Source organism: Ascidiimonas aurantiaca, assembly GCF_037646345.1.
Classification (GTDB): Bacteria; Bacteroidota; Bacteroidia; order Flavobacteriales; family Flavobacteriaceae; genus Ascidiimonas; species Ascidiimonas aurantiaca.
The window spans coordinates 62588-87042 of record NZ_JBBEWR010000011.1 but is presented as its reverse complement, the minus strand read 5'-3'; the positions used below and the strand labels follow the sequence as shown (position 1 = coordinate 87042).

Annotated in this window: 18 protein-coding genes; 9 read left to right on the top strand and 9 right to left on the bottom strand. The window is 39.3% G+C overall.

The features are described from left to right. Window positions 1-13 precede the first annotated feature (13 nt). Window positions 14-2215: a DNA helicase RecQ gene (gene recQ / locus WAO84_RS12195; protein WP_340066094.1), complete on the top strand. Its 2202-nt coding sequence runs from the start codon at window positions 14-16 to the stop codon at window positions 2213-2215. A gap of 96 nt (window positions 2216-2311) precedes the next feature. Here recQ and WAO84_RS12190 read toward each other — a convergent pair whose 3' ends face one another. Next, entirely contained in the window at window positions 2312-3436 is a 1125-nt protein-coding gene (locus WAO84_RS12190) for a pyridoxal phosphate-dependent aminotransferase (protein WP_340066093.1), read from the bottom strand. A 241-nt stretch (window positions 3437-3677) separates the two neighbouring features. On the opposite strand from WAO84_RS12190, the gene WAO84_RS12185 reads away from it, so the two are divergent. Next, a complete protein-coding gene (locus tag WAO84_RS12185) occupies window positions 3678-5834 on the top strand; it encodes a TonB-dependent receptor (protein WP_340066092.1) in 2157 nt (718 codons plus the stop codon). Window positions 5835-5865: 31 nt separating this feature from the next. Here WAO84_RS12185 and WAO84_RS12180 read toward each other — a convergent pair whose 3' ends face one another. The 3 genes from WAO84_RS12180 to WAO84_RS12170 all read right to left on the bottom strand — a co-directional run bounded on the left by WAO84_RS12180 (window position 5866) and on the right by WAO84_RS12170 (window position 8514). Next, on the bottom strand, window positions 5866-6528 hold the full coding sequence (locus WAO84_RS12180) for a chromophore lyase CpcT/CpeT (RefSeq protein ID WP_340066091.1): 663 nt from the start codon (window positions 6526-6528) through the stop codon (window positions 5866-5868). Window positions 6529-6612: 84 nt separating this feature from the next. Beyond that, window positions 6613-8046: an SDR family oxidoreductase gene (locus WAO84_RS12175; RefSeq protein WP_340066090.1), complete on the bottom strand. Its 1434-nt coding sequence runs from the start codon at window positions 8044-8046 to the stop codon at window positions 6613-6615. Between the two features lie 45 nt (window positions 8047-8091). Next, window positions 8092-8514 carry a hypothetical protein gene (locus tag WAO84_RS12170; protein WP_340066089.1) on the bottom strand — a complete coding sequence of 141 codons (423 nt, stop codon included), beginning with the start codon at window positions 8512-8514 and terminating at the stop codon, window positions 8092-8094. Between the two features lie 467 nt (window positions 8515-8981). Here WAO84_RS12170 and argS point away from each other — a divergent pair, with 467 nt between their 5' ends. The 4 genes from argS (at window position 8982) to WAO84_RS12150 (ending at window position 14274) form a co-directional block, all read left to right on the top strand. Further along, complete coding sequence (gene argS / locus WAO84_RS12165; RefSeq protein ID WP_340066088.1) at window positions 8982-10874, top strand: arginine--tRNA ligase; 1893 nt, start codon at window positions 8982-8984, stop codon at window positions 10872-10874. A 427-nt stretch (window positions 10875-11301) separates the two neighbouring features. Continuing rightward, complete coding sequence (locus WAO84_RS12160; protein WP_340066086.1) at window positions 11302-13389, top strand: TonB-dependent receptor plug domain-containing protein; 2088 nt, start codon at window positions 11302-11304, stop codon at window positions 13387-13389. Window positions 13390-13398: 9 nt separating this feature from the next. Further along, on the top strand, window positions 13399-13626 hold the full coding sequence (locus tag WAO84_RS12155; protein WP_340066084.1) for a hypothetical protein: 228 nt from the start codon (window positions 13399-13401) through the stop codon (window positions 13624-13626). 6 nt (window positions 13627-13632) lie between these two features. Beyond that, window positions 13633-14274 (top strand): HmuY family protein, encoded by a 642-nt coding sequence (locus WAO84_RS12150; RefSeq protein WP_340066083.1) that lies wholly within the window; start codon window positions 13633-13635, stop codon window positions 14272-14274. 59 nt (window positions 14275-14333) lie between these two features. Here the strand turns inward: WAO84_RS12150 and WAO84_RS12145 are convergent, their stop codons facing one another. Genes WAO84_RS12145 through WAO84_RS12135 form a run of 3 tightly spaced genes read right to left on the bottom strand, consistent with a single transcriptional unit; the run spans window position 14334 to window position 18355 of the window. Continuing rightward, window positions 14334-16886: a carboxypeptidase-like regulatory domain-containing protein gene (locus tag WAO84_RS12145; RefSeq protein WP_340066082.1), complete on the bottom strand. Its 2553-nt coding sequence runs from the start codon at window positions 16884-16886 to the stop codon at window positions 14334-14336. Beyond that, a complete protein-coding gene (locus tag WAO84_RS12140) occupies window positions 16876-17784 on the bottom strand; it encodes a FecR family protein (RefSeq protein ID WP_340066080.1) in 909 nt (302 codons plus the stop codon). The genes WAO84_RS12145 and WAO84_RS12140 overlap by 11 nt, the downstream gene beginning before the upstream one ends. 58 nt (window positions 17785-17842) lie before the next feature. After that, on the bottom strand, window positions 17843-18355 hold the full coding sequence (locus WAO84_RS12135) for an RNA polymerase sigma factor (RefSeq protein ID WP_340066079.1): 513 nt from the start codon (window positions 18353-18355) through the stop codon (window positions 17843-17845). A gap of 119 nt (window positions 18356-18474) precedes the next feature. Here WAO84_RS12135 and WAO84_RS12130 point away from each other — a divergent pair, with 119 nt between their 5' ends. From WAO84_RS12130 to WAO84_RS12120, 3 genes are all read left to right on the top strand, one after another. Next, the gene (locus WAO84_RS12130) at window positions 18475-20223 is read left to right on the top strand and encodes a hypothetical protein (protein WP_340066077.1); all 1749 of its coding nucleotides are present in this window, start codon (window positions 18475-18477) and stop codon (window positions 20221-20223) included. Window positions 20224-20461: 238 nt separating this feature from the next. Beyond that, window positions 20462-21790, top strand: coding sequence for a signal recognition particle protein (ffh, locus tag WAO84_RS12125; protein WP_340066076.1), 1329 nt, complete (start codon window positions 20462-20464; stop codon window positions 21788-21790). A 94-nt stretch (window positions 21791-21884) separates the two neighbouring features. Further along, window positions 21885-22766, top strand: a complete 882-nt coding sequence (locus WAO84_RS12120) for a bifunctional 5,10-methylenetetrahydrofolate dehydrogenase/5,10-methenyltetrahydrofolate cyclohydrolase (RefSeq protein WP_340066075.1) — start codon at window positions 21885-21887, stop codon at window positions 22764-22766. 487 nt (window positions 22767-23253) lie between these two features. Here the strand turns inward: WAO84_RS12120 and WAO84_RS12115 are convergent, their stop codons facing one another. Together WAO84_RS12115 and WAO84_RS12110 are read right to left on the bottom strand one after the other, a co-directional pair. After that, window positions 23254-23679, bottom strand: coding sequence for a VOC family protein (locus WAO84_RS12115; RefSeq protein ID WP_340066073.1), 426 nt, complete (start codon window positions 23677-23679; stop codon window positions 23254-23256). Window positions 23680-23724: 45 nt separating this feature from the next. Beyond that, complete coding sequence (locus tag WAO84_RS12110; RefSeq protein ID WP_340066071.1) at window positions 23725-24453, bottom strand: hypothetical protein; 729 nt, start codon at window positions 24451-24453, stop codon at window positions 23725-23727. Window positions 24454-24455 lie beyond the last annotated feature (2 nt).

The following is a 24455-nucleotide window of genomic DNA, read 5'->3' as shown; positions in this document are numbered from 1 at the left end:
GTAAAAAGACAGGATGGGATTAGCGGAAATCGATTTACACGCATCACTAAAAAAATATTTCGGTTTTAATAAGTTCAAAGGATTACAAGAAAAAGTTATTGAGAGCATTACAGATGGTCATAATACATTTGTAATCATGCCAACCGGAGGAGGTAAGTCCCTTTGTTATCAGTTACCAGCTCTTGTAAAAGAGGGTACGGCCATAGTAGTTTCACCTCTCATAGCCTTAATGAAAAATCAGGTAGATGCTATAAGAGGTATATCTTCAGAGAACGGTATAGCACATGTACTCAATTCGTCGCTTACCAAAAATGAGATAAGGCAGGTAATGAGTGATATTCGCAACGGTGTCACTAAACTTTTATATGTGGCTCCGGAATCACTTACCAAAGACGAATATATAGATTTTCTGAAATCATCCTGTATATCTTTCGTAGCTATTGATGAGGCACATTGTATATCAGAATGGGGGCATGATTTCAGGCCCGAATACCGTAATTTACGAACGATCATTAAAAGGCTGGGCGATCACATACCGGTAATAGCCTTAACGGCTACAGCTACTCCCAAAGTTCAGGATGATATACTTAAAAACCTGGGTATTACCAGTGCCAACACTTTTAAGGCTTCTTTTAACAGACCGAATTTGTACTATGAAGTAAGGCCTAAGACCAAGAATGTAGATGCAGATATTATCCGATTTGTTAAACAGAATTCGGGAAAATCAGGTATTGTGTATTGCCTTAGCAGAAAACGGGTTGAAGAACTTGCGCAGGTTTTACAGGTAAATGGTATATCTGCCGTACCCTATCATGCAGGGTTGGATGCAAAAACGCGTTCAAAGCACCAGGATATGTTCCTTATGGAAGATGTTGATATCGTTGTGGCCACCATTGCTTTTGGAATGGGTATCGATAAACCGGATGTACGTTTTGTAATTCATCATGATATTCCCAAAAGTATAGAAAGTTATTATCAGGAAACCGGTCGTGCAGGAAGAGATGGAGGAGAAGGCCATTGCCTTGCTTTTTATGCGTATAAGGATATAGAAAAATTGGAAAAATTCATGTCAGGCAAACCTGTGGCTGAACAGGAAATAGGTCATGCGCTTCTTCAGGAAATGGTAGCTTATGCAGAGACCTCTATGTCCAGAAGGAAATTTATCCTGCATTATTTTGGAGAAGAATTTGATGAAGTTAATGGGGAAGGAGCCGATATGGATGATAATATCCGTAATCCTAAGAAAAAGAAAGAAGCTCAGGAAGATGTGGTAAAATTGCTTACCATAGTTAGAGATACACACCAAAAGTTTAAATCTAAAGAAATCGTCAATACTCTGGTGGGTACGGTAAATGCACTTATTAAATCCCATAAAACGGACGAACGTCCTTTCTTTGGTATTGGGAAAGATAAAGATGCAAAACACTGGATGGCCCTTATAAGGCAGACGCTGGTAGCAGGATTTCTGCGTAAAGAGATCGAAACATACGGAGTGCTCTTTCTTACGGAAAAAGGAAAAAATTTTCTGGAAGCACCACATTCTTTTATGATGACCGAAGATCATATTTATGAAGAGACTGAAGATGACAATATTGTTACTCCGGGTAAAGCAGCAGGGATTTCCGGAGACCAAAATCTTCTTAAAATGCTGAAAGACCTTCGTAAATCAGAAGCAAAGAAATTAAAAGTACCTCCTTTTGTAGTTTTTCAGGACCCTTCGCTGGAAGACATGGCACTTAAATATCCCGTAAACCTGGAAGAACTTAATAACGTTTATGGGGTGGGTGAAGGCAAAGCCCGTAAATACGGAAAACCTTTTGTGGCGCTTATTGAAAAATATGTAAAAGATAATGACATTGTGCGTCCTGACGATCTGGTAGTTCGCTCCACAGGAAGTAATTCTGCGCTTAAACTCTTCATTATTCAAAGTGTGGACCGTAAACTACCATTAGATGATATTGCCGCAGCCAAGGGTTTAGATATGAATGGCTTTATCAAGGAAATGGAACAAATAGTATATAGCGGCACCAAGCTAAATATAGACTATTGGATAGATGATATTCTCGATGAGGACCAACAGGAGGAAATACATGAATATTTTCTGGAAGCAGAAAACGATAAAATATCCCTGGCTTCCGAAGAGTTTGAAGGAGATTATGAGGATGAAGAACTTCGTCTATATCGTATTAAGTTTATAAGTGAAGTCGCTAACTAGCGCAGCCATATACTGTTTACACCGCAAATAGTTATCTTTTTTATCTATAAAAAAAGGAATGACTTTCTACAGGAAAAAAAAGAGTGTATTTTCCGGTTACCCTATAATTTCCTGTAAACTGTTACAGAATAACTGAACCTCTTCGGGTGTACCGGTACTTATACGGCACCAGTCATAAAACGGAGGAAAAGGTCTGCCAATACGAATACCCTTTTCGAGCATCAGTCGTTCCAACGTACGTATTTCAATACCGCTTCTAAAAAAGACAAAGTTGGTGGAAGAGGGTACATAACGTAAAGATAGTTTGTCTAATGTGTTGTAAATAAACTGTTTGGCCTCTTTATTCTTATTAAGGCTAAAGCTGTAAAAATCATTGTCCAGAAGCGCTTCTTTGGCGGCATGAATAGCCAATACATTTGAGAAAGCCATAACATTGGCCCTGATTTTTCGGGCCAGATCCGGCCGGGCAATAAGATATCCAATTCGTAAGCCCGCAAGGCCATATACTTTGGAAAATGTTCTCGAAACTACCACGTTCTGGTCTTTTTTTACTAAAGCGACCATAGAAGGGTAGTTGGGTTCTTCAATAAAATCATAATAGGCTTCATCACTAAAAACTAGTGCTTTACGGGAGGCAGTGGTACAAAAATCCATAAGCTTTTTGGCAGGTACAATAGTGGTTGTAGGGTTATTGGGGTTACACAAGAATATCATTTTAGTTTTTGAGGAGATCCGGCTTTCAATAGTATCCAGATCATACGCCATATTTTCAGTAACCGGCACCCAATTAACCTTAGCGCCCCACGTTTTTGCATAACTCATCATGGCCAGAAAAGTAGGTTGTGCAGCAATGATCTCACCCCCGTTTGCCGCAAAAGTTATTCCTGAGGCTTTGAGCCCTTCGGTAGAGCCCCCGGTAATTATAATACTTTCTCTCGAAACACCTTCTTTCTCTGCCAGGATCGAGGCCAACGTATCTGCATATGCGTATGGATATCTACATCCGGTTCTAAAAGCTTCTGTAATTGCTTTTTGTACTCTTAGAGAGGGTCCGTAAGGGTTTTCATTAGAATTCAGTCTAATAGGATCGCCAGAAACTCTGGGGTTATAGCTGTAACGTTCTGCAGCAGTTAAAGTTTGTAAAGTGGTTAACCCGGAAACCAGTGCAAGGCCTCCCGTTAAAGAAGTACTCTTTAGCCATTCTCTTCTGCTTATATTCATAAGTTCTGTGGGTTAGCATTTATTTTTCTAATATACTAATAATTAGCTGTATAAAACCCGGTATGAGCCGGGTTTTATGCTGTTTTTTAAGGAAAGGTTACCCTGCAAAACTTCTAAGGGGGTATGATCTCCCATTACCCATATGGGTGAACAATTCATCCTGAGATTCTAACAGTCTGGTTCTTTTTTTTAGGGATTCCTTACAGAGCGCAACAATTTTGTGTCACTAAATGATCTAAAAATGAAAACCATTATTTGTGCAATTAGCCTTTTTTCAACACTTTGTTTGTACGCTCAAACTACCATTACCGGTAAGGTAACCAATATGAAAGGCATGACTATTACAGGCGCAAATGTATATCTGGAAGGTACGTATGATGGTGCTTCTACCGATGCCGATGGGCGGTTCTCTTTTTCAACCTCAGAAACGGGACAGCAAACTCTTGTAGTTTCTTTTCTCTCATTTGAGAATTATAAAAAAACAGGGGAGGTTTCTTCTTTTCAGGAGATGACTATCAAGTTGCGTGAGGAAGTCAACTCTTTGACTGGTGTAACCTTAACAGCCGGTACATTTAAAGCCGGCGATAATTCTAAGGTATCGGTTCTAACACCTCTGGATGTAGTAACCACGGCCAGTGCGCTGGGAGATTTTGTAGGAGCCTTGCAAACATTACCGGGAACAACTAACGTGGCAGAAGACGGCCGCCTCTTTGTTAGAGGAGGTGATGCAGGAGAAACTCAAATATTTATTGATGGGATACGGGTTTTTACCCCTTTTACCCCCACTACCAATAATATACCCACAAGAGGTAGGTATTCTCCTTTTTTGTTTGATGGGATCACGTTTTCCACAGGAGGGTACTCGGCAGAATACGGACAGGCACTTTCCAGTGTTTTACTTCTTAATACTATTAATGAACCCGATCAGGAAAAAACAGATATAGGCTTAATGTCTGTAGGGGCAACTCTGGGAAATACTCAAAAATGGGAAAAAGGATCATTGAGTGTTAACGCTTCCTATATTAATCTTGCTCCTTATCTTGAAGTAATTACAGATCGTAATACCTGGCGCAAGCCTTTTGAAACTGCCGCAGGGGAAGCGGTTTTCAGACATAAAACCAAAAAAGGGCTCTTAAAACTATATACCGCTTTTGATTATACACATTTTGACGTGGATCAGGAGGATATTAATTTTGATGATCTGGTTAATTTTCAAATCAGGAACCGTAATCTTTATTTCAATGGGTCTTATAAGGGTGTTTTAGGCAACGATTGGATCTTTAAAACAGGTGCAAGCTATACTTTTGGAGCTACTAACTTCAATGTAATTGGAGATCGCATACAACAAAATGAGCATTCAGTTCATCTAAAAGCAGCTTTAAAAAAATCGTTTAGCAGCTATTTTACCATTGTTACGGGCGTTGAGCAATTTATAACTGATTTTGATGAAAAATTCAGGGCTAATGGAAGTGATAGCAGTTTATTATCAGATTTTCAAAACCCTATAACCGGTGCTTTTGTAGAGGCAGATATTTTTCTTTCGAAGAATCTGGCAGCAAAAACAGGAATAAGAACTGAATACTCCGGAATTTCTCAGGAGTTTACATGGAGTCCAAGAGTATCATTAGCTCTTAAAACGGGCAGTAGTTCTCAATTATCCTTCGCTTACGGAAGTTTTTATCAGGCACCTGAAAACAATATCCTAAAGTTTTATGAAGATCCCAGAGATGCCCGGGCTACTCATTACCTTCTTAATTATCAGTACAATAAAGAAGGAAGAACTTTTAGAGCAGAGGCATTTTACAAAGACTATGATCATTTGGTGCGTTTTGATTCAGAATTTGCATTTCCTGACAGTAATTTTACAAATGACGGAGAGGGGTTTGCCAGCGGGCTGGATATTTTCTGGAGGGATAATAAAAGTATTAAAAATACAGATTACTGGGTAAGTTATTCCTATTTGGATACGCGCCGTAATGCGGGTAACTTTCCTGAGCATGCTACTCCTAATTTTGCTCCCAGACACAACTTTTCACTAGTTGCCAAACATTGGGTAGAAAGTCTTAAGAGCCAAATAGGTTTTGCCTATATTTATGCATCAGGGCGCCCTTTTACCAACCCTAATACAAACCAGTTTCTATCTGAAAAAACCAAGAGTTTTCACAACCTCAGCCTGAATTGGGCCTACTTAATAGATCAGCAAAAAATACTTTATTTTTCAGTGAATAATGTATTGGGTTTCCGGAACATTAATGGGTATCAATATGCCAATGCACCGGGGCCTGATGGTATTTTTGATCGCAGGGCGTTACGTCCTGCGGCAGATCAGTTCTTTTTTGTTGGTTTCTTCTGGACCCTTAGCGATGACAAAAAAAGTAATCAGCTTAACAATCTTTAATCTGATAGCATACAGCAAAAGGCCTTCCTGTTTAATTTTGGGAAGGCTGTATTCTTTCAAAAATATAACCTTCTTTTTCTGCTCCCCACACCTGCTTGCCGTTAGTATCAAACCCTCTGTCCCATGAAACGATCTTGTTAGGAGTAATGGTAACCTCGCTGGTAGCATAAGAGGCACCTCTTAACTCACTGGGACAGTCACGATCTTTTGTGGCGCCGGAATACATGTCGCTCCCGGTTTTTTTCAGATATACGGCGCAACCGGACCTTAACTGAAGAGAGTCAGGATGCAGGGTGCCAAATGCTTCCGGGGTCTTCCATTTTCCAATCCATAAAGAATCGTTGGGTAACGTATATATCTGACTTTTATAAACACTGTCGTTTACACTTGTTACATAATAGATACGCTGACGATATGGTTTGTTTTGCATAGTGTTCAATGCCTGCTCTACGTACAACCAGTTCCCGCGATCTTTCCAAATAGGATACATATGTAGAGAGATATTATAATAAGCAGAATCAGATTCAGCCTGTGCAGCAGAATTAAAAGATCCCGTCATCATTTTAAAAAGAGCATTCAGGTTTTGAGTAACCTTGTGCTCACGGGCTGCCTGATCTTTGTTTTTTTTACAGGCTGCCGTATAAACTAAAATAATGGCCAGAAGAAAAAGGCGGAAAAAAATGGAAGTTTTCATAAAATAAGTTGTTTTTATAGTCAGCCAATGCTAATGAGGATAGTGTTTTCTGGCTTTTGGGGAACTAATAAAATGATTTTGATATTAATTGGTTTGGGTTCGCGCAATGTTTTTAAGCATACCCGCAAATATGAAGTAATGAAAAGGCACCATAGCATACCAGTACAATCTTCCGGCAAGTCCTCTGGGGCGAAAAGTAGCGGTTTGGTGCAATACATTTTCGTTATCGATCTTAAATTCTAACCAGGCTTCTCCGGGAAGTCTCATTTCAGCGAACAATAATAAACGGCGTTGTTTTTTATCTGCGAGAAGCACCCTCCAAAAATCGAGAGCATCTCCGGCAAATATTTTATCAGGATGGGTTCTGCCTCTTCTCAGGCCTACTCCGCCCACCAGTTTATCCAAGAAACCGCGAATGCGCCATAACACGTTCCCATAATACCAGCCTCTTTCTCCGCCAATACTCCATATATTATCCAATACTTTTTCAGGATATTGTATTTTTAAAGACTTTTGATCTTTGAGACAGCCGTATTTAGGCACCTGAATATAAGGGCTAAGATCTTCTTTAAAACGACCACTGGCCATACTGTCTTTCCAACTGCTTATGACCATATTTTGCTCGATGCGGGCAAAAGCCATAGCTATGGCTTCACGATAGGTAAGAGTTTTTACCTTAAGCATTTCTTGAAGTTTGTTATCTTTAGCAATTATCTCAATCTTCATACTATCTACAAGGTTTACAGCTAGTTTATAAGAAGTTGAAGTAACAAAATACAACCAGTAAGAAGAAAGTTTGGGACTCATAATAGGTATGGTAAAGATCCAGTTACGAAAGTCCCTTTCTTCAGCATACTGCTGTAACAGTTGCTTATAGGTTAAGATATCTGGTCCGGCGATGTCAAAAGAAGCATTATAACAATCTTCTCTGCCCAGTACACCCGTTAGGAAAGTGATTACATCTCTTATGGCGATAGGCTGGGTTTTGGTAAGAACCCATTTAGGAGTGATCATTATCGGAAGTTTTTCGCCCAGATCTCTTATAATCTCAAAAGAAGCACTGCCTGAACCTACTATTATGCCTGCTCGCAATACAGTAAGATTGAAATCTCCCTGATATAACAGGTTTTCTACATTTTTTCGCGATGCCAGATGCTTAGATAGCGTTTTGTCACTTACAATGCCACTTAAATACACTACCTGCTTAACGGTAGTTTCTTTCATATATTCATTAAAATTCATAGCGGCCTCTGCTTCCATCTCGTCAAAATAACGTGTAGAAGCACTCATTGAATGAATAAGAAAGTAGGCAGCATCAAGCTGGCGCGGCATACGCTCATGATCAGGAGGTTTTAAAAAATCGATCTCAATAATGTCAACACGATCTCTAATTTCCTGAGATATGGAAAAACGCTCTTCATTTCTCACGGCGCAAACCACTTCATGTCCCTCTTCCAGTAGTTTGGGGAGTAAACGCATACCTATGTAACCGTTAGCACCTGTAAGTAATATTTTCATGAACTTTTCTTTAAATGTAATAAATATTTTCTTTCTTTTCTACATTCACAGGTCTTCAATATTGGTAGGGGCGAGATCAGATTTATAGCCTGCCAGTTTTCTCATAAAGGTGTGCACGTTTTCATCAGCTTTCACTTTTATAAAATAATGATCTCTGTAAAGAGAGTATTCGCGTGCCTGGCCTTTATAGATTTTGAGTTTATAAAAAGGGACTACCAGTGCAAAAGTTTCGAGTAATGAACGGAAACGAATAATAATGCCTGCAGGGCGTATTTCGATATTGCAGGTATTGAGATTATTATCCAGAACAAGCAAATTATGAATATCTATACTACAAGAAGTAATAAAAAGTTTGGGAGAGCCCACACCTTTGAGTTTGAACCGTTCCTTAAGGGTAAATGGTTTTCCCACTTCTTTATCTATTCGGTCAGTTAATGAAGGGTCGTTATAAGATACGTTTACCAACATATTTTTAAATTGAAGATTATTTAAATTTAATTATGTTACCGTCACTGTCAAAAATAGCAAACTCTTTTTACCCACGGGGGTTGCTCTTGAGAGAACCGTTAAGATAATACCGTACCAGCTATATGTATGTCAATATAGAACCGTTCAATTATACAGCAACAGTGTTTCCGGAAACCTCTTATTATCGCATTTCCAGAATAGATTTCAACCTCATCACACCCTTTACTGCATAGTTCTCATCTTGAAAAGTAATTTGGTGAATCCCGGCCTATCCTCAAAAAAAACAGACTTGCTGGTTCATACTTACTGAAACTAATGCCGGCATAGTGTGTTTGCAATGTTCCATAAAGGTTTAATTTCATTACAAGATACTGTTTTTCCATTTTTAAATCGGTTAACCAAACCCTAAACTTTGGTGAGATTCTTTATCTTTGGAGCCTTAAAAAACAGTGATTAAAACACAATACATGAATATTCAGCAGATACTGGAATCAAGTGTAAAAGAGGCCGTACAGAAACTCTGGAATGCTTCTCTGGAAAGCGTAGAGTTTCAGGGTACCCGAAAAGATTTTGAAGGAGATATTACTGTAGTGGTTTTTCCCATGTTACGAGTATTAAAAGGAAATCCTCAAAAAATTGGAGAAACCCTAGGGGAGTATCTGGTAACACATGTTGATGAAGTAGCCCGTTTTAATGTAGTAAAAGGGTTTTTAAACCTTGTTCTGGCCGATTCGTATTTCATGGATTTTTTTCATAGCCTTCAGAAAGATAGAAAATATGGAATAACAGGTGTTCCGGAAGATGGTAAGGCCGTGATGGTAGAATATTCTTCTCCTAATACCAATAAGCCTCTTCACCTTGGGCATGTTCGTAACAATTTGCTTGGCTTCTCAGTGGCCCGCATTCTGGAAGCGTCAGGAACTCCTGTATATAAAACCCAGATCATTAACGACAGAGGGATACACATTTGCAAATCCATGCTGGCCTGGAAAAAATACGGGAATGGCGAAACTCCTGATTCTACTCAATTGAAAGGAGACAAACTCGTAGGTAACTATTATGTGAAATTTGAAAAAGAATTTCAGCAGGAATATACAGCCTGGCTTTCTTCCCCTGATGGGCAAAAAGAGTTCCAAAAATTTCGCAGTACCCCTTTGGCCGAAAAACTCCTCAAAGAACAGAGTGAAATTACAGAGAAAGGACTTCTTAAAGAGTTTAGAAAACACTTTAAGAATGATTATTTTAATACCATAAGTGATTTAGGCGCACAGGCACAGGAAATGCTCCGAAAATGGGAGTCGGGAGACCCTGAAATTGTAGCCTTATGGAAAAAAATGAATGGCTGGGTTTACGATGGTTTTGAAGAAACCTATAAAAATCTGGGAGTTGATTTTGATAAGCTTTATTATGAAAGCAATACCTACCTGCTGGGGAAACAGGTGGTAGAGATGGGACTTGAAAAAGGAGTTTTCTACAAAAAAGCAGACGGAAGTGTATGGATAGACCTTTCTGATGAAGGTTTAGACGAAAAAATTGTGTTAAGAGCAGATGGTACCGCTGTGTATATGACACAGGATATAGGTACCGCCATACAGAGAGTCACTGATTATCCCAATGTGGGCGGACTGGTATATACAGTGGGTAATGAGCAGGATTACCACTTTAAAGTATTGTTCCTGATATTAAAGAAACTTGGATTTTCATGGGCAGATAACCTGTACCATCTTAGTTACGGAATGGTCGATCTGCCCAGTGGAAAAATGAAAAGCAGGGAAGGAACCGTAGTAGATGCAGATGATCTTTTAGAAGAAATGACACGTACTGCGGAAACCCTGGCTACCGAGCTGGGTAAGCTGGAAGGCTATACACCCGAAGAAAAACAGACATTATACAAAATCATTGGGCTGGGAGCACTTAAATATTATGTACTAAAAGTAGATCCCAGAAAACGTATATTATTCAATCCTGAAGAATCCGTAGATTTTCAGGGGAATACAGGGCCGTTTCTCCAATATACCTATGCCAGGATACAGTCTATTCTGCGAAAAACAGACTTTGATTACCTCTCACCTGTGAGTACCTCATACGTTTTACATAATAAAGAGAGAGAGCTTTTAAAACGTTTGCAGCTTTTTCCAGAAACCTTGCAACAGGCTGCAGAGAATTACAGTCCTGCCCTTATTGCTAATTATGTGTATGAGCTCGTAAAAGAGTTCAATTCTTTTTATCAAAATGTTTCTATCCTGGGAGCAGAAGAAGAGGAAAGCAAGCGTTTCAGGATACAGCTTTCTGACAAAGTGGGAGAGATTATTAAAAGATCATTATATCTGTTGGGTATAGAAGTACCCGAGCGCATGTAGCCAATCATCTTTTCTAAATTGAAAACAATAAATTATTCATAACTACTTCAGTGGTTTTAGAATAACGATCCTGCTATGCATATAGGTGGTCTTCATTACATCTGCCCATGAACAGTACCGGCCGGTTTTCCTTCTTTGCAGAACTGTTACTTTCCCAATGAGGGTTCTATCTTTATCATTAGCGTTTTGGTAATTGCACTCAAACACTTGCTGAGAAAAACCACTTCCCGTGTCCCGCAACATTCATAAAAAACCATAAATCTCGCTTTTTAACATTCTTGTTCGTAAACAAATGGTTATCAAAGACGGATAAAAGTGCAGTTTTTCATTTGATCGTGGTTCTGGAAAAAAACACGATGTGAAAAACATTAATTTTAATTAGATTCAATAAAAATAAGATTTATATTTGCAGTCAAAATTATCAATAATGAGTCTAAATAAAAATTATTTAGTACTATTTTTTTTGTTTCCTGCCGTCCTTTTTAGTCAGGGCCCGGCAGTTTCTAAAGATTCTATACTGCAACAGGATCTTGAAGAGGTGATTGTTACTGCTACGCGTACGGTCAGACAATTATCTGCTTTGCCTTTACCCGCACAGTTAATATCCAAAGAACAAATTAAGACTACAGGTTCTTTACGGCTCAATGATATTCTCAATGAACAAACCGGAATTATAACCGTTCCCGATTTTGGCGGAGTAGAAGGAGTACAAATGCAGGGATTGGATGCACAATACACCCTTATTTTGATAGATGGGGTTCCTTTGGTAGGGAGATCTGCAGGCACCCTTGATCTTAACCGGATTACTTTGGGAAATGTGAAGCAGATCGAAATTGTTAAAGGGCCTTCTTCCAGTCTATACGGTTCCGAAGCATTAGGAGGCGTTATCAATATTATTACCGAGACTCCCGAAAAAAGCTCCTTACAAGGCTCTTTAGACTCCAGAGCTGGTAGCTTTGAAACCTATGACACCAACGTCCAAGTAACCTTTGGAAGCGAAAAATTGGGGATAAGTGCATATTTTAATGATTTCCGCACCCAGGGATTTGATCTGAACGAAGCAAACAGTATTCCTACAGTGGCCCCTTTTAATAACCAAACCGGAAATTTGCAGTTTCGTTATGACCCTTCGGAAAAGCTTAAATTTTTAGTTTCCGGGCGTTTCTTTCGTCAGGATGCCGATGTTTTTACTTTAATTAATGAAGAAGTGGTAGATGGAACAGCCTCTATTGATGAATGGAATGTACATACGCGGGGCATACATAAGCCTTCTGATAAGTTTGATATTACATACGAAATGTATGTAACCGGATATAAGGCAGATCAGGCTGCCCTTTTTGTGGATGATCTGGAGGTACAGGGAAACAGTTATTATAATGAGCGCCTCATTCGTCCTGAAATACGGGCATCTTACGAATTGGCCCCGAAAAATATACTCACCATTGGAGCCGGAGGGAACTATAGTAGGCTGGATCGTACTTTTTTTGATGAACAGGTTGCTTTTGATGCTTTATATGGTTTTGCACAATACGATTTTCACCTATTTGAGAAAGTAAATATCATAGCAGGAGCCCGCTTTGATAAACACAATATTTACGAATCTGCCTTTACGCCCAAGCTGGCCGTTAATTACCGATTAAATACTGATTGGAGCCTGAGAGCTTCAGCCGGTTTTGGTTTTAAAGTACCAGACCTGCGCCAGCTATTCTTTGATTTTGAGAACAATTCCATTGGTTATGTAGTATTGGGCTATAACGTAGCAGCAGAACGTCTTAGAGAGTTGGATGACCAGGGGCGTATCCAGAATTTTACCGTACCGTTGTCTTTTTTTGACGATGAGTTATCTACCGAAAATTCAGTAGGATATAATTTTGGTTTCGTTTACAACAGGAATAAATTAAAAGCAGATGTTAACTTTTTCTACAATGAAATAGAAAACCTTATTGACATTCAGGCGGTGGCCCGCCTTAATAACGGACAGAATATATTTAGCTACCGTAATATAGGACAGGTGTTTACCGGAGGGCTTGAGACCAATCTTATCTACCGGTTTAGCAGAACGTTAAAACTTCAGGCCGGATATCAATACCTCATTGCCAAAGATCAGGATGTTATAGATCGAATTAGGGAAGAAGGAGAGTTTGCCAGAGATCCGGAAACACTGGAGACCATTGAAATAGATGCCTCAGATTATTTCGGGCTTTATAACCGTTCAAGGCATACAGCAAACTTCAAGGCATTTTATTCATTGCCCAAGTGGAACTCTGAAGCTACTTTCAGAGCCACCTACCGCAGTAAATACGGACTTTTTGACTCCAACAATAATGGCTTTCTTGATGACTTTGACCGTTTTGCAGATCCGTTTGTTTTGTTGGATGCTTCTTTCTCCAAGCGTTTTGGAAAACACTATCTCGTTCAGGCAGGAGTAGATAATCTTCTGGACTTTACAGATCCCGCAAACGCTACCAACATTGCCGGACGTATTATTTATGGGAAAGTACAGTTTAATTTTTAAACCTGCTTCATGAACACCATATTTCCAAAAAACCGGATACCCAAACTTCTCAATATAGGTTTCATGCTCGTATTGGGAGCAATGTTGTTTTATGGTGGGTTTGCCAAATTTTCAAAACCTACACCATCGCCTGCTTCCATGATAGAAAAAACAGAAAAAGGGCAAGACCTGACTGCTAACATGGAGGTACTTAAAATACGTAATTACATTAAACTATTCTTTAATCCTTATATATAAATTGTTATGAGATCTAGATTTCAACTACTGTGTTTTTTAGTGTTTAGTACTGTTTTTTTTGTTTCCTGCAGTGATGATGACAGTAATGACGGTGATTCCGGTGAGCCGATAGCCGTAGAAACATTTTCCAACCTTCATGCCCCTCAACAGGGAGGAAGAGGAACTCCTATTTCAGGTGCGTTCACAAAATTCAGTTTTGCCACCGGTGATATTACCCAAAGTGAGACTGATTGGGATATTGCTTTCAGAGGAACCAGAATTGCCGTAAACGGTGGTGTGGAAACCGGAACAGATGATGAACCCACACGCACAGGAAATGCTGCCATCGCTTTAGTAAGAAGTACTTTTGAAGGAGTAACCGAAGCTCCTGAAGCTTCCTTATTTCTTCAGGACAGCGCCAATGGTTTTGCATTAACCCCCTTAAGTGACCAGGGGTGGTATAATTATGACGGGTCGCAAAATCTTGTAACCCCACTGGCAGGTCGTGTATTGGTAATACGTACCCACGATGGTAAGTATGCCAAGATGGAAATACTGAGTTATTATAAAGATGCTCCTTCTCAGCCAGATCCCTCTACAGACGAGGAAAGATATTATACGTTCAGGTACGTATATCAGGCAGATGGCTCGCTTTCATTTGTTAATTAATTTGTGATGAATAGCCATTGTGTGTATGAAAGATCCCGGGAATTTTCCCGGGATCTTTTTTAAAACCGTATCCTGAAGCTCATGTTTGGTGTAATACCCAGTGAGCGGCTCTCTATTCTTTGTACTTCATTGTTCTCATTCAATCTGAAATAAGTGTTGAGAAGATTTTCCCTGTTTAGGACATTTAATACAGAGACCCCTACCGTAGCAGGTATTTTTGGGAAGAGATTAAAATTGTATATAGCCGAGATATCTGCCCGGATATAGTCATCCAGATTTTCTGAGTTTGTTGCTTGGTAATTTATTCTGGCCGGAACTATGTTGTCATTAACAGGGCTCTCACTATCGGGAAGTGTAAAAGGTGTTCCGCTTCTCCAATTAAGCCCTATGGCCAGTTTCAGGTTTCGGTAAGTGTAATTACCGGCAAGGGTAACAGAGTGTCTTATATCTACATTATTGGGGAATGTATCGGGAACCAGATCCTCAAAAGTATAATTATTCTCATTAAAAGTATAGGTGAGCCAGATGCTGTAGATCTGGTTTTTTTTATTGATAAGCAGTTCCGCCCCTTTAATTTGGTAGGAACCTATTGCGTTTATAAGTTGATTCTGATCCTGAAACCCCTGGCTACGCGTGGTTATGCCTTCTACTTCTTTATAGTAAGCTTCTGCACTCAAAAGCCAGCCATTTTTTTTATAATCAAAACCGGCCGATGCCTGTTGGCTGGTAATGACAGGTGTTTCATTGTTATCAGAGAGTACCCATCGCCGTTGGTCAATACCCAGAAAATCCTCTCTTAGGTCAATAACCTGCGAAATAAACTGGCTCCTGAATTCTCCCATAGCCTTTAACGAGAAACCTGTAAAGACCTCATGCCTTAAATTAAGGCGGGGTTCTGGTATAAAACGGCCAAAATTTTCAGCATAATTGAGTCGTACTCCTGCTTTTAAGAAGGTTTTATTGGTTTCATAGGTAACTTCGTTAAACAGAGCATGATTTCTGAGAACATTTTTAGTGGTTTGAAAAAACACAGGATTGTTTACATCAACAGCATTGGTTACCCCAAGTTCATAAAACTGGTATCCTCCTTCCAGAACAAGATTTTCATTAAATCTATATACTGAATGGATCTTACCTCCAGATTCCAGCACGTTATTTTCCTGAACCAGTCGCTGGTCATCTCTTACATTGTAATTAATGGCATTAATATTATATTGGGTATAATATCCTGAGATCTCGGTAGAAAAAGAAGGGTTCCAGTTTCTCTCCCAGCTGCCACCTACACCAATATTAGTTTGGTCCAGTGAGCTCGTTCGCGTATCATCTTGAGTTTCTCCAAATTCATCATAAAACAGCTCGTTGTGAACCCCAATAAAACTAATACGTATTTTATCATTTTCAGAAGGATCAAATAGTAGTTTAGCTGCATAATCATAAAAAAAGAAGCTTTCGTTCCCTGTTAACTCTTCTTCACCCCCGTCGGTACCGGTAGTGGTTTCATTGCTTATTTCAGTGTCCTGAAAAGATCGTTGAAAAAACTGCTCAAAGGTAGGTGTGTTTATATAATCAGTAACCGATCGTCTTGCCGATACCTGAGCTGACCACTTTTCAGATATGGGAACCAGCGCAAAAAAGTCACCACTAATGAGATTAAAACCGGCGCCTCCTGAAAAATCAGTTACCACATTATCCCGGGTTTGCATATTAATGGTACTGGAAACAGCATCGTTGAACCGGGCACTGGTACCGTTTTTAACAATTTCGACTTTCTCGGTAAGATAGGGATTGAATGCAGAGATCAATCCGAAAAAATGTCCGGTGTGGTACATTTTAATACCATCCCACAAAATGAGGTTTTGGTCATGGGTACCTCCCCTTATATTAATATTGGAAATACTCTCATCTCTGCTTTCTATCCCGGGAAGTGCCTGTATGGTTTGCAGTACATCGGGTTCTGATAATCCCGGTAATATACCGAATTGTTGAGGTTTCAATTCAGTGGCGCCATCTCTTTTCAGATTGATACCCCGGGTAAGGTAATTCACCACCACTACTTCCTCAAGTTCTTCTACCAGAGGCATCAGGAAAATAGGAGAACAATCCGGCCTTTCGGCAAAGCGCCTTGCCGGAATGCTAACAGGTTCATAACCTATAAAAGTAATTTTTAATATGCTATTTAAGGGAACATTGAAGAAAGAAAAGTTTCCACTGGCATCTGTAATGGTTCCTTCTTCACTATTTAAAATAACAACGGTGGCGCCGTCCAGCACCTTATAATTATAAACGTCACGAATACTGCCACAAAGCCTTGTGATCTCATCTTTACTGCTTACTGCTATAAAGCGATCATCTACTATCTGAAACTTGAGGGAAGTATGGGTGCTTAGAAAACGAAGTGCATCGTCTAAAGTTTCAAAATTATCTAAGGGAGGAACCGTGATACCGTGTACCTGATTGTCCTGATAGGAGAATTTTACACCAAATTGGTTTTCAATGATAATGAGTATTTCTTTGAGATCATTTTTGTCCTGATTTTCCTGTGCCAGAAATTCAGTGGGAGAGAAACAAACCAGTATAAGCGCTAAATAATACCGTATTTTTTTAATTAGCATAGATCCTTACCGAATTATCCTGATTTTTTACAAAAGCCAGATTCATAGGGACACAGACTGATCTTAGAGCGGCATCAAGATTTTTGTGGCTAAACCCTCCTGTAAACAATCTGTTCGTATCTACTGTTTCCGTTTGAATTCTAATGTCAAACTGCCTTTCTATTTCATCGAGTACCTGTACTAACGGAACGCTTTTAAAAATACTCTCATGGTTTAGCCAGGAAGGTTCGGTATCGGTAAGTTCCATTTCTTCTACGATCGTGCCACCATATACTTTAAAGCTATTCCCGGGGCTTAAAAGTACTTCTTTTAACTCGTGTGTTACTTTCACCAATCCTTCATAACAAACAACCTCAAAGTAATTTTCACGACTTTTTACATTGAATTGGGTACCTATAACCGTCACTACTCCGTTTTCCGAAATTACCTCAAAAGTTTTTCCTTTATTTACTTTAAAATACGCTTCTCCTCTCAGCTTTACTTCCCTATGGCTGGCCCATGAAGATTTTTTATACCGTGCCTCAGAATCTGCATTTAGAATTACTTCAGAAGCATCAGGAAGCGTGAAAAGAGTACTTTCTGCAAATCCCGTAGCTACGGGAGTATCTCTCTGGGCCATGAAATAATAGGTACCGAAAATAACCGCAATAACGGCCGCAATACGCAAAAATACTTTCATGGTATTAAGCTTTATAATTCGTGGTTTACGGACAGAATCAAGCTTCTCCTTCAGTTTTTTGTAGGCTGTATCACTATCGTAATCCGGCGCTTCTAGCATATCCGTTCGCTCGATGATTTTCTTGTACAAATCGTAATCAGAACTCTTTTTGAATATATTGAGTTCTTCCTCACTGAGCTCTCCTGAAAGCCATTTTGCTAAATAGTTTTCCGTTTTCATTTCCATTCACTTATATGATGATAACAGTTAAAAACCATTTTACCCTACTTTAATATAATTATAATTCTTTTATGTCTTTTCGTAAAGAGACCAAAGCCCCATGAATTCGTTTTTCTACAGCTTTTACAGAAATACTGAGCATCTGCGCAATTTCACTATATTTTTTACCATCCAACCTGCTCAAAAGAAAAGCTTCTCTCTGGGCATCGCTTAATTTTGCGAGGGCATTTTTGAGCTTTTCATCAAATTGTTTTACTTCTAAAGAAAACTCCGGGTTTTCATTGGTATGGGTTAAGTGATTACCTGATTTGTATTTAAGCACCACTTTTTGATGCGCTACATCATTTAAAAATAGGTTGTTAGCAACCGTGTACAAGAAAGAAAGCGCTTTTTCGGGGCTTACTTTTAAGCAGTTTTGCCATAACTTTATAAAGGCGTCTTGAACAATGTCTGCAGCCTTGTCTCTATCCCCGCATTTGTAATATATAAAGTTGCGAAGCGTAGGGGCATTTTTAGTAAAAACCGCGTGATAAGTACGTTCTTCACAAACATGAGTTACAGGGTCCTTCATATAGGAAACGAAAAATGTATTTTAACAAATTTATTTAAAAAAAATGAAAACAGGGTAGGGTATTTCAATAGATAGCTGTTTCAATATCAAAAGCAATGTAAAACTAAACTTTTTTAATCATGAAAAGACTAATTCGAAACCTGTTTACATGGTCATTAGCTGTAGTTTTGGTAACTACATCCTGTCAGGATGAAGTAGATGTCATAGGTCCTGATACAAGTTCTGGAGAAAATATTGAAGCCAGCTCTGCTACCGCACAACTTATAAGCAGAACTTCTGCCAAGGACGGCTCAACAGATAATATTGTTGACGGTGCCAGTTGTATTAGTGTTGTGTTTCCCATAAGTGTTACCGCCAACGGGCTTGAAATTACCCTCGATTCTGAAGATGACCTCGAAGTACTTGAAGCAATTTTCGATGAATTTGATGATGATGATGATGTACTTGACATTTTGTTTCCCATTACCATTGTTACGGGAGATTTTACAGAAGTAACCATAAACAATGAAGATGAACTGGAAACCTATGTAGAACGTTGTATAGAAGGAGGCGATGATGATGATATTGAATGTATAGATTTTAATTACCCTCTAACGTTTTTTACTTTCAATGCAAACTTACAACAAACCGATACCATTGTGATCGAAAGTGACCGACAACTCTATCGATTTTTTGATGAATTGGATGATGACGATATAGTGAGTTTGCAATATCCGGTATCCCTAACACTTTATGATAATACGGTTATAACCGTAAACAGCAATGAAGAGCTGAGACGAGCGCTGGAAAGTGCAAGTGATGCCTGCGATGAAGATGACGATGATGACTATAACGATGATGATTTTACAAAAGAAAGACTGGATAACCTTTTGGCAGAATGCCCCTGGGAAGTAGATGAAGTACGCAGGAACAGTATTGACCAAACAGAGCAGTATCTAGACTGGTTTCTCATTTTTGCCGAAGATGGATCCGTTACTGCAAGATCTAATGTAGGAGCCTCTATTAACGGTACCTGGAACACACAAGAAAGTGATAATGGTATTTTATTAACCCTCGATTTCGATTTGCTTTCTGATTTTACTTTAGAATGGCTTGTGTATGAGATAGACGATGATGAGATCAAGCTGTATTCTGGAGACGGAGATCGCATACGCCTTGAACAGGATTGTGATTTTACAGATTCGATTTCTGAAGACCGGGTAGCCAATATATTGGAGGATTGCCTTTGGATCGTAAAACGGTTACAGTTAGATGGAGTAGATAATAGCAGTGCATATCTGGGAACTCCCATTAAATTTGAAGATGGCGGGCAGGCTAAGTTGCGTGTAAACGGAACCTTTGTAACCGGTACATGGAACATTGTTGAAACCAGTGCAGGGTTTGCTGTAGAAATTTCTTTTCAGGGGCGTCCTGAATTAAATCTGAGCTGGCTAATTACCAGTCTTGAAGAATACCGGGTAACTTTTGTAAATGAAAACAGCGAACTGGTACTTGAAAAATACTGTGAGGGAAATAATGATGGTGAGGCTCAGGAAGTGAGATCATTTATTATTAATAGCACATGGTTGGTTGCCTCATATTTTAGCGATGGTGTTGATGGTACCGCCAACTTTTCAGGATACGAATTTGGATTTGATACAGAAGGAAAGGTAGTTGTTGAAGGTAACGGGCAAATGGTTGAAGGTTCTTGGGTAGTATATCTGGATAATGATAGTATTGATTTTGACATGAACCTGGGAGAGAATGATCCTTTTAATAATCTCAATGAAGACTGGGAAGTGGTGTCTGCTACCGAAACCCGAATAGAGTTAAAACAAACAAATGATAATATGGTAACAAAAACCATTGTTTTTGAAAAGGCAAATTAATATTTCTTAAATAACTGATTGTTTTTGATGCCAAGTTTTAGGTTTAATTACGGTTTTGGCCTTTAACAAAAAAGCCCGCCTCCTGAGAGCGGGCTTTTTTGTTAGGAGTATTTCAAGTATTTATTTGCCCCCTCTTCTTAATCATCTTCCTGTTAAAATAAACTTCCTCAATACATCACAAATAACTAAATTTGCACTTGCCTTTATTAAAAGGGTGTTTTAGAAAAGAAGCAGGATTATGTTTGACAGTTTAAGTGAAAAGTTAGATAAAGCGTTGCATGTGCTCAAAGGGCACGGGCAAATTACTGAGATTAACGTAGCGGAAACCCTTAAGGAGGTTCGCAGAGCCTTACTGGATGCCGATGTTAACTTCAAAATAGCCAAAGAGTTTACCAACAGGGTTAAAGAAAAGGCATTGGGTCAAAACGTACTCACTACCTTACAGCCAGGCCAGTTAATGGTCAAGCTCGTAAAAGACGAGCTGGCCGAGCTCATGGGCGGAGAAGCGGCTGGCATTAATCTCTCCGGTAATCCTTCAGTAATCCTTATGTCTGGTTTACAGGGGTCAGGTAAAACCACATTTTCGGGTAAACTTGCTAATTATCTTAAAAACAAAAAAACAAGAAAACCATTACTGGTAGCCTGCGATGTATATCGTCCTGCGGCCATTGACCAGTTACATGTAGTAGGAGATCAGATAGGAGTCGAAGTGTATTCAGACCGGGAAAATAATGACCCGGTAGCTATAGCCACCCAGGCCGTAGCATACGCTAAAAGTAACGGGTTTAATACCGTGATAATAGATACGGCCGGACGCTTGGCAGTAGATGAGCAAATGATGACTGAAATTGCCAATATTCATAAAGCCATAGAACCACAAGAAACTCTTTTTGTGGTAGATGCCATGACCGGTCAGGATGCTGTTAACACAGCAAAGGCATTTAACGAGGTGCTCAATTTTGACGGCGTAATACTCACTAAGCTGGACGGTGATACCAGAGGAGGGGCGGCACTTACTATAAAAACAGTAGTAAATAAACCCATAAAATTCATCGGTACCGGTGAAAAAATGGAAGCTATCGATGTTTTTTACCCTTCCCGTATGGCAGACCGAATACTGGGAATGGGAGACGTAGTATCCCTTGTTGAACGTGCCCAGGAACAATTTGATGAAGAAGAAGCCCGAAAACTTCAGAAAAAAATTGCAAAGAACCAGTTTGGCTTCGATGATTTTCTGGGGCAGATACAACAAGTAAAGCGTATGGGTAATATGAAAGACCTGGTGGGTATGATACCTGGTGCTTCAAAAGCCATGAAAGGAATGGATATAGATGATGATGCTTTTAAATACGTAGAGGCCATCATCTATTCTATGACCCCAGATGAACGCTCAAATCCTTCATTGTTAAATGCCAATAGAAAAAAACGTATAGCCAAAGGAAGCGGAAGATCCGTTCAGGAAGTAAATCAGCTTCTTAAACAATTTAATCAAATGAGCAAGATGATGAAAATGATGCAGGGCGGGGGCGGAAAAAAACTTATGCAGATGATGGGTAAAATGCGCTAGTATGTTATGAATACATAACTATGCGATGATAACAATACATGCCCATGAGCCCTGGAAAATATAAAACGAAAACCTAAACGAACCCCTATAGTGTATGACAATCTTAGACGGAAAAAAAATATCAAACCAGATTAAAGGTGAAATAGCCCTTGAAGTAACCGGGATGAAAGAACGGGGAGAGAAAGTACCTCATCTTGCTGCTATAATTGTAGGGAACGACGGTGCCAGTATGACCTATGTAAACAGTAAAGTAAGCGCTTGTGAACGGGTGGGTTTTGAGTCTACGCTTCTTAGAATGCCTAGTACTACCAGTGAGTTAGAACTTCTCAAGAAAATTAAGGAACTTAATGAAAATCAGAGTATAGATGGGTTTATAGTGCAGTTACCCCTGCCAAAGCAAATAGATACTCAGCGTGTCATTATGGCGATAGATCCCGATAAAGACGTAGATGGTTTTCACCCTATGAACTTTGGTAAGATGGCTTTAGATATGAGTACTTTTATCCCAGCCACCCCTTTTGGTATCCTGGAGCTTTTAGAAAGGTATCAAGTTGAAACCCAGGGAAAACATACCGTAGTTATAGGCCGTAGTCATATTGTAGGTCGTCCCATGAGTATTTTAATGGGTAGAAGAGGGTTCCCAGGAAACTCTACGGTTACCCTTACCCATAGCCACACCAAAAACATAACCCAAATTACCTCTCAGGCAGATATCATAATTTCTGCATTGGGAGTTCCGGGCTTCCTAAAAGCCGAAATGGTTAAAGATGATGCGGTAATTATTGATGTAGGTATTACCAGGGTTCCGGACGATACCCTGCCAAGAGGGTATCGCATTGTAGGAGATGTTGATTTTGAAAATGTGAGTAAAAAAGCCAGTTTTATCACCCCGGTTCCCGGAGGTGTCGGGCCAATGACCATAGCCATGCTTCTCAAAAATACTCTTCTGGCCAGAGATCGCCACCGGAGCGTTTAATAAAATGTATCAAGTGTTAAAATTGGCATTTTTCGTACTTCCTTAGGTAGATCAAGGCAGTATATTTCCTTTTGCACCCCTTACACTTACAAAGAAAGGAAAAAAATGATATATTGAAAAGTCAGGCTCTCAAATAGAATTCAAAATACAGATGCCATTATTTAGAGTGAATTACCAGCTTTAAGCTGGAGTTTATCAGGCTCATTTCACTATTGCTCACAACGGCCGGCTTTTATAGTGAAGCGCAATGCCTTTATGATCCGCCGAGTAAACAATTTTGCATAGAATCCGTAAATCAACAACTAAGCAGCTAGTTGCACATTATTAATAACCATTTTATGGAATTTAAAAGAGAATGCCTGTAGTAAAGGTGAGTTCTCTCCGCTTATCCGAACAGGATTCGGTTTTGATTTGGTTACACAAACAAAAAAGAGTACTTTTTATAGGTTCTTTTATTTTCCTTTAGTGTATTCAGGTTGTTATTTATTTAACGGGCGAATAACTGGCTCATATCTTTAAAAGCTTTGAATTCCAGTGCGTTACCAGATGGGTCTTTAAAAAACATGGTTGCCTGTTCTCCGGTTTGTCCTTCAAAACGTATGTAGGGCTCAATGATAAAAGGAACGCCTTTTTGCTGTAGCTTATTGGCAAAGGAATGAAAGGTATCCCAATCTAAAACCACCCCGTAATGGGGAACAGGAACTTGTTTTCCATCCACCGGATTGTGAAATGCTTCTTCTGCTTTTTCCTTTGGCTGGTAATGAATAACCAACTGATGACCAAACAGATTAAAATCTACCCAGTGATCACTGCTTCTTCCCTCCTCACATTCCAATACATCTCTGTAAAAAGCACGGGTTTCATCCAGGTTGTAAACAGGAATAGCGATATGAAAAGGTGGTATATGTGACATAGTATATTTTTTAGTAAAAATAATAAAACCGAATAAAAAAGATATTTAAATTTTAAGTAAAACTGCTTTGGTAATTTCAGATAAACCGGTGTTAATCTCATAATATATTTTAAAGGCCCCGTCAATCCTATCATCATCGGTTAAATCGGGAAAGCGGTTGTAAGAGGTACCCGTTCCTGGAGGCCATGCAGCGGCATTTATCTCAAAGGCGATCACACCGTTTACGTTATCAGCTTTTACAATACGAAGTGTATTGGTATTGCCATTAGTAAGACGAGAGGTTATAAAGCTACCCTTTACGATCTTTCCTGTATTGGGGTTTAACCTCGCAAGTACAGACACTCTTGGCCCGCCACCGCTTCCATAGTTATTTTGAAAGACACAGGAAAAAGCATTATTTTCTATTTCCTTACTGTTTATATATCCAATATCATTACTTCCTCCATCAAAGCTAAAAACAACCCACGGGTTCTGGTCATTGTCCAGAAAAATAAATTCGGCTCTTCCATCTACCGGGGTACTTTCATGAGTAATGTTCCACAAAGTATTACCAGAGCTACTTCTTTTGCGAACAAAAGGGTTTTGATTAATACTGGTAATCTGGTTAAAACCTACTTCATAGGTATTGCCATCATTATCTGTAATCACAGATTGAGACTCAGGAAGAGGGGCAGTTTCGTCTCCCGACCTTATGGTAACATCGTCATCTTCATCAGAACAGCTTATAGAAATGGCTGTGATAAAGCACAGCAGGAAATATAGGTGATTTTTCATGA

Coding starts and splice junctions, on each gene's coding strand:
- WAO84_RS12120 (WP_340066075.1), top strand. CDS start 21,885: ATGACAATCTTAGACGGAAAAAAAATATCAAACCAGATTAAAGGTGAA.
- WAO84_RS12145 (WP_340066082.1), bottom strand. CDS start 16,886: ATGCTAATTAAAAAAATACGGTATTATTTAGCGCTTATACTGGTTTGT.
- WAO84_RS12185 (WP_340066092.1), top strand. CDS start 3,678: ATGAAAACCATTATTTGTGCAATTAGCCTTTTTTCAACACTTTGTTTG.
- WAO84_RS12150 (WP_340066083.1), top strand. CDS start 13,633: ATGAGATCTAGATTTCAACTACTGTGTTTTTTAGTGTTTAGTACTGTT.
- WAO84_RS12160 (WP_340066086.1), top strand. CDS start 11,302: ATGAGTCTAAATAAAAATTATTTAGTACTATTTTTTTTGTTTCCTGCC.
- WAO84_RS12140 (WP_340066080.1), bottom strand. CDS start 17,784: ATGAAAACGGAAAACTATTTAGCAAAATGGCTTTCAGGAGAGCTCAGT.
- WAO84_RS12155 (WP_340066084.1), top strand. CDS start 13,399: ATGAACACCATATTTCCAAAAAACCGGATACCCAAACTTCTCAATATA.
- argS (WP_340066088.1), top strand. CDS start 8,982: ATGAATATTCAGCAGATACTGGAATCAAGTGTAAAAGAGGCCGTACAG.
- WAO84_RS12190 (WP_340066093.1), bottom strand. CDS start 3,436: ATGAATATAAGCAGAAGAGAATGGCTAAAGAGTACTTCTTTAACGGGA.
- WAO84_RS12135 (WP_340066079.1), bottom strand. CDS start 18,355: ATGAAGGACCCTGTAACTCATGTTTGTGAAGAACGTACTTATCACGCG.
- WAO84_RS12115 (WP_340066073.1), bottom strand. CDS start 23,679: ATGTCACATATACCACCTTTTCATATCGCTATTCCTGTTTACAACCTG.
- WAO84_RS12175 (WP_340066090.1), bottom strand. CDS start 8,046: ATGAAAATATTACTTACAGGTGCTAACGGTTACATAGGTATGCGTTTA.
- WAO84_RS12180 (WP_340066091.1), bottom strand. CDS start 6,528: ATGAAAACTTCCATTTTTTTCCGCCTTTTTCTTCTGGCCATTATTTTA.
- WAO84_RS12170 (WP_340066089.1), bottom strand. CDS start 8,514: ATGTTGGTAAACGTATCTTATAACGACCCTTCATTAACTGACCGAATA.
- WAO84_RS12130 (WP_340066077.1), top strand. CDS start 18,475: ATGAAAAGACTAATTCGAAACCTGTTTACATGGTCATTAGCTGTAGTT.
- recQ (WP_340066094.1), top strand. CDS start 14: ATGGGATTAGCGGAAATCGATTTACACGCATCACTAAAAAAATATTTC.
- WAO84_RS12110 (WP_340066071.1), bottom strand. CDS start 24,453: ATGAAAAATCACCTATATTTCCTGCTGTGCTTTATCACAGCCATTTCT.
- ffh (WP_340066076.1), top strand. CDS start 20,462: ATGTTTGACAGTTTAAGTGAAAAGTTAGATAAAGCGTTGCATGTGCTC.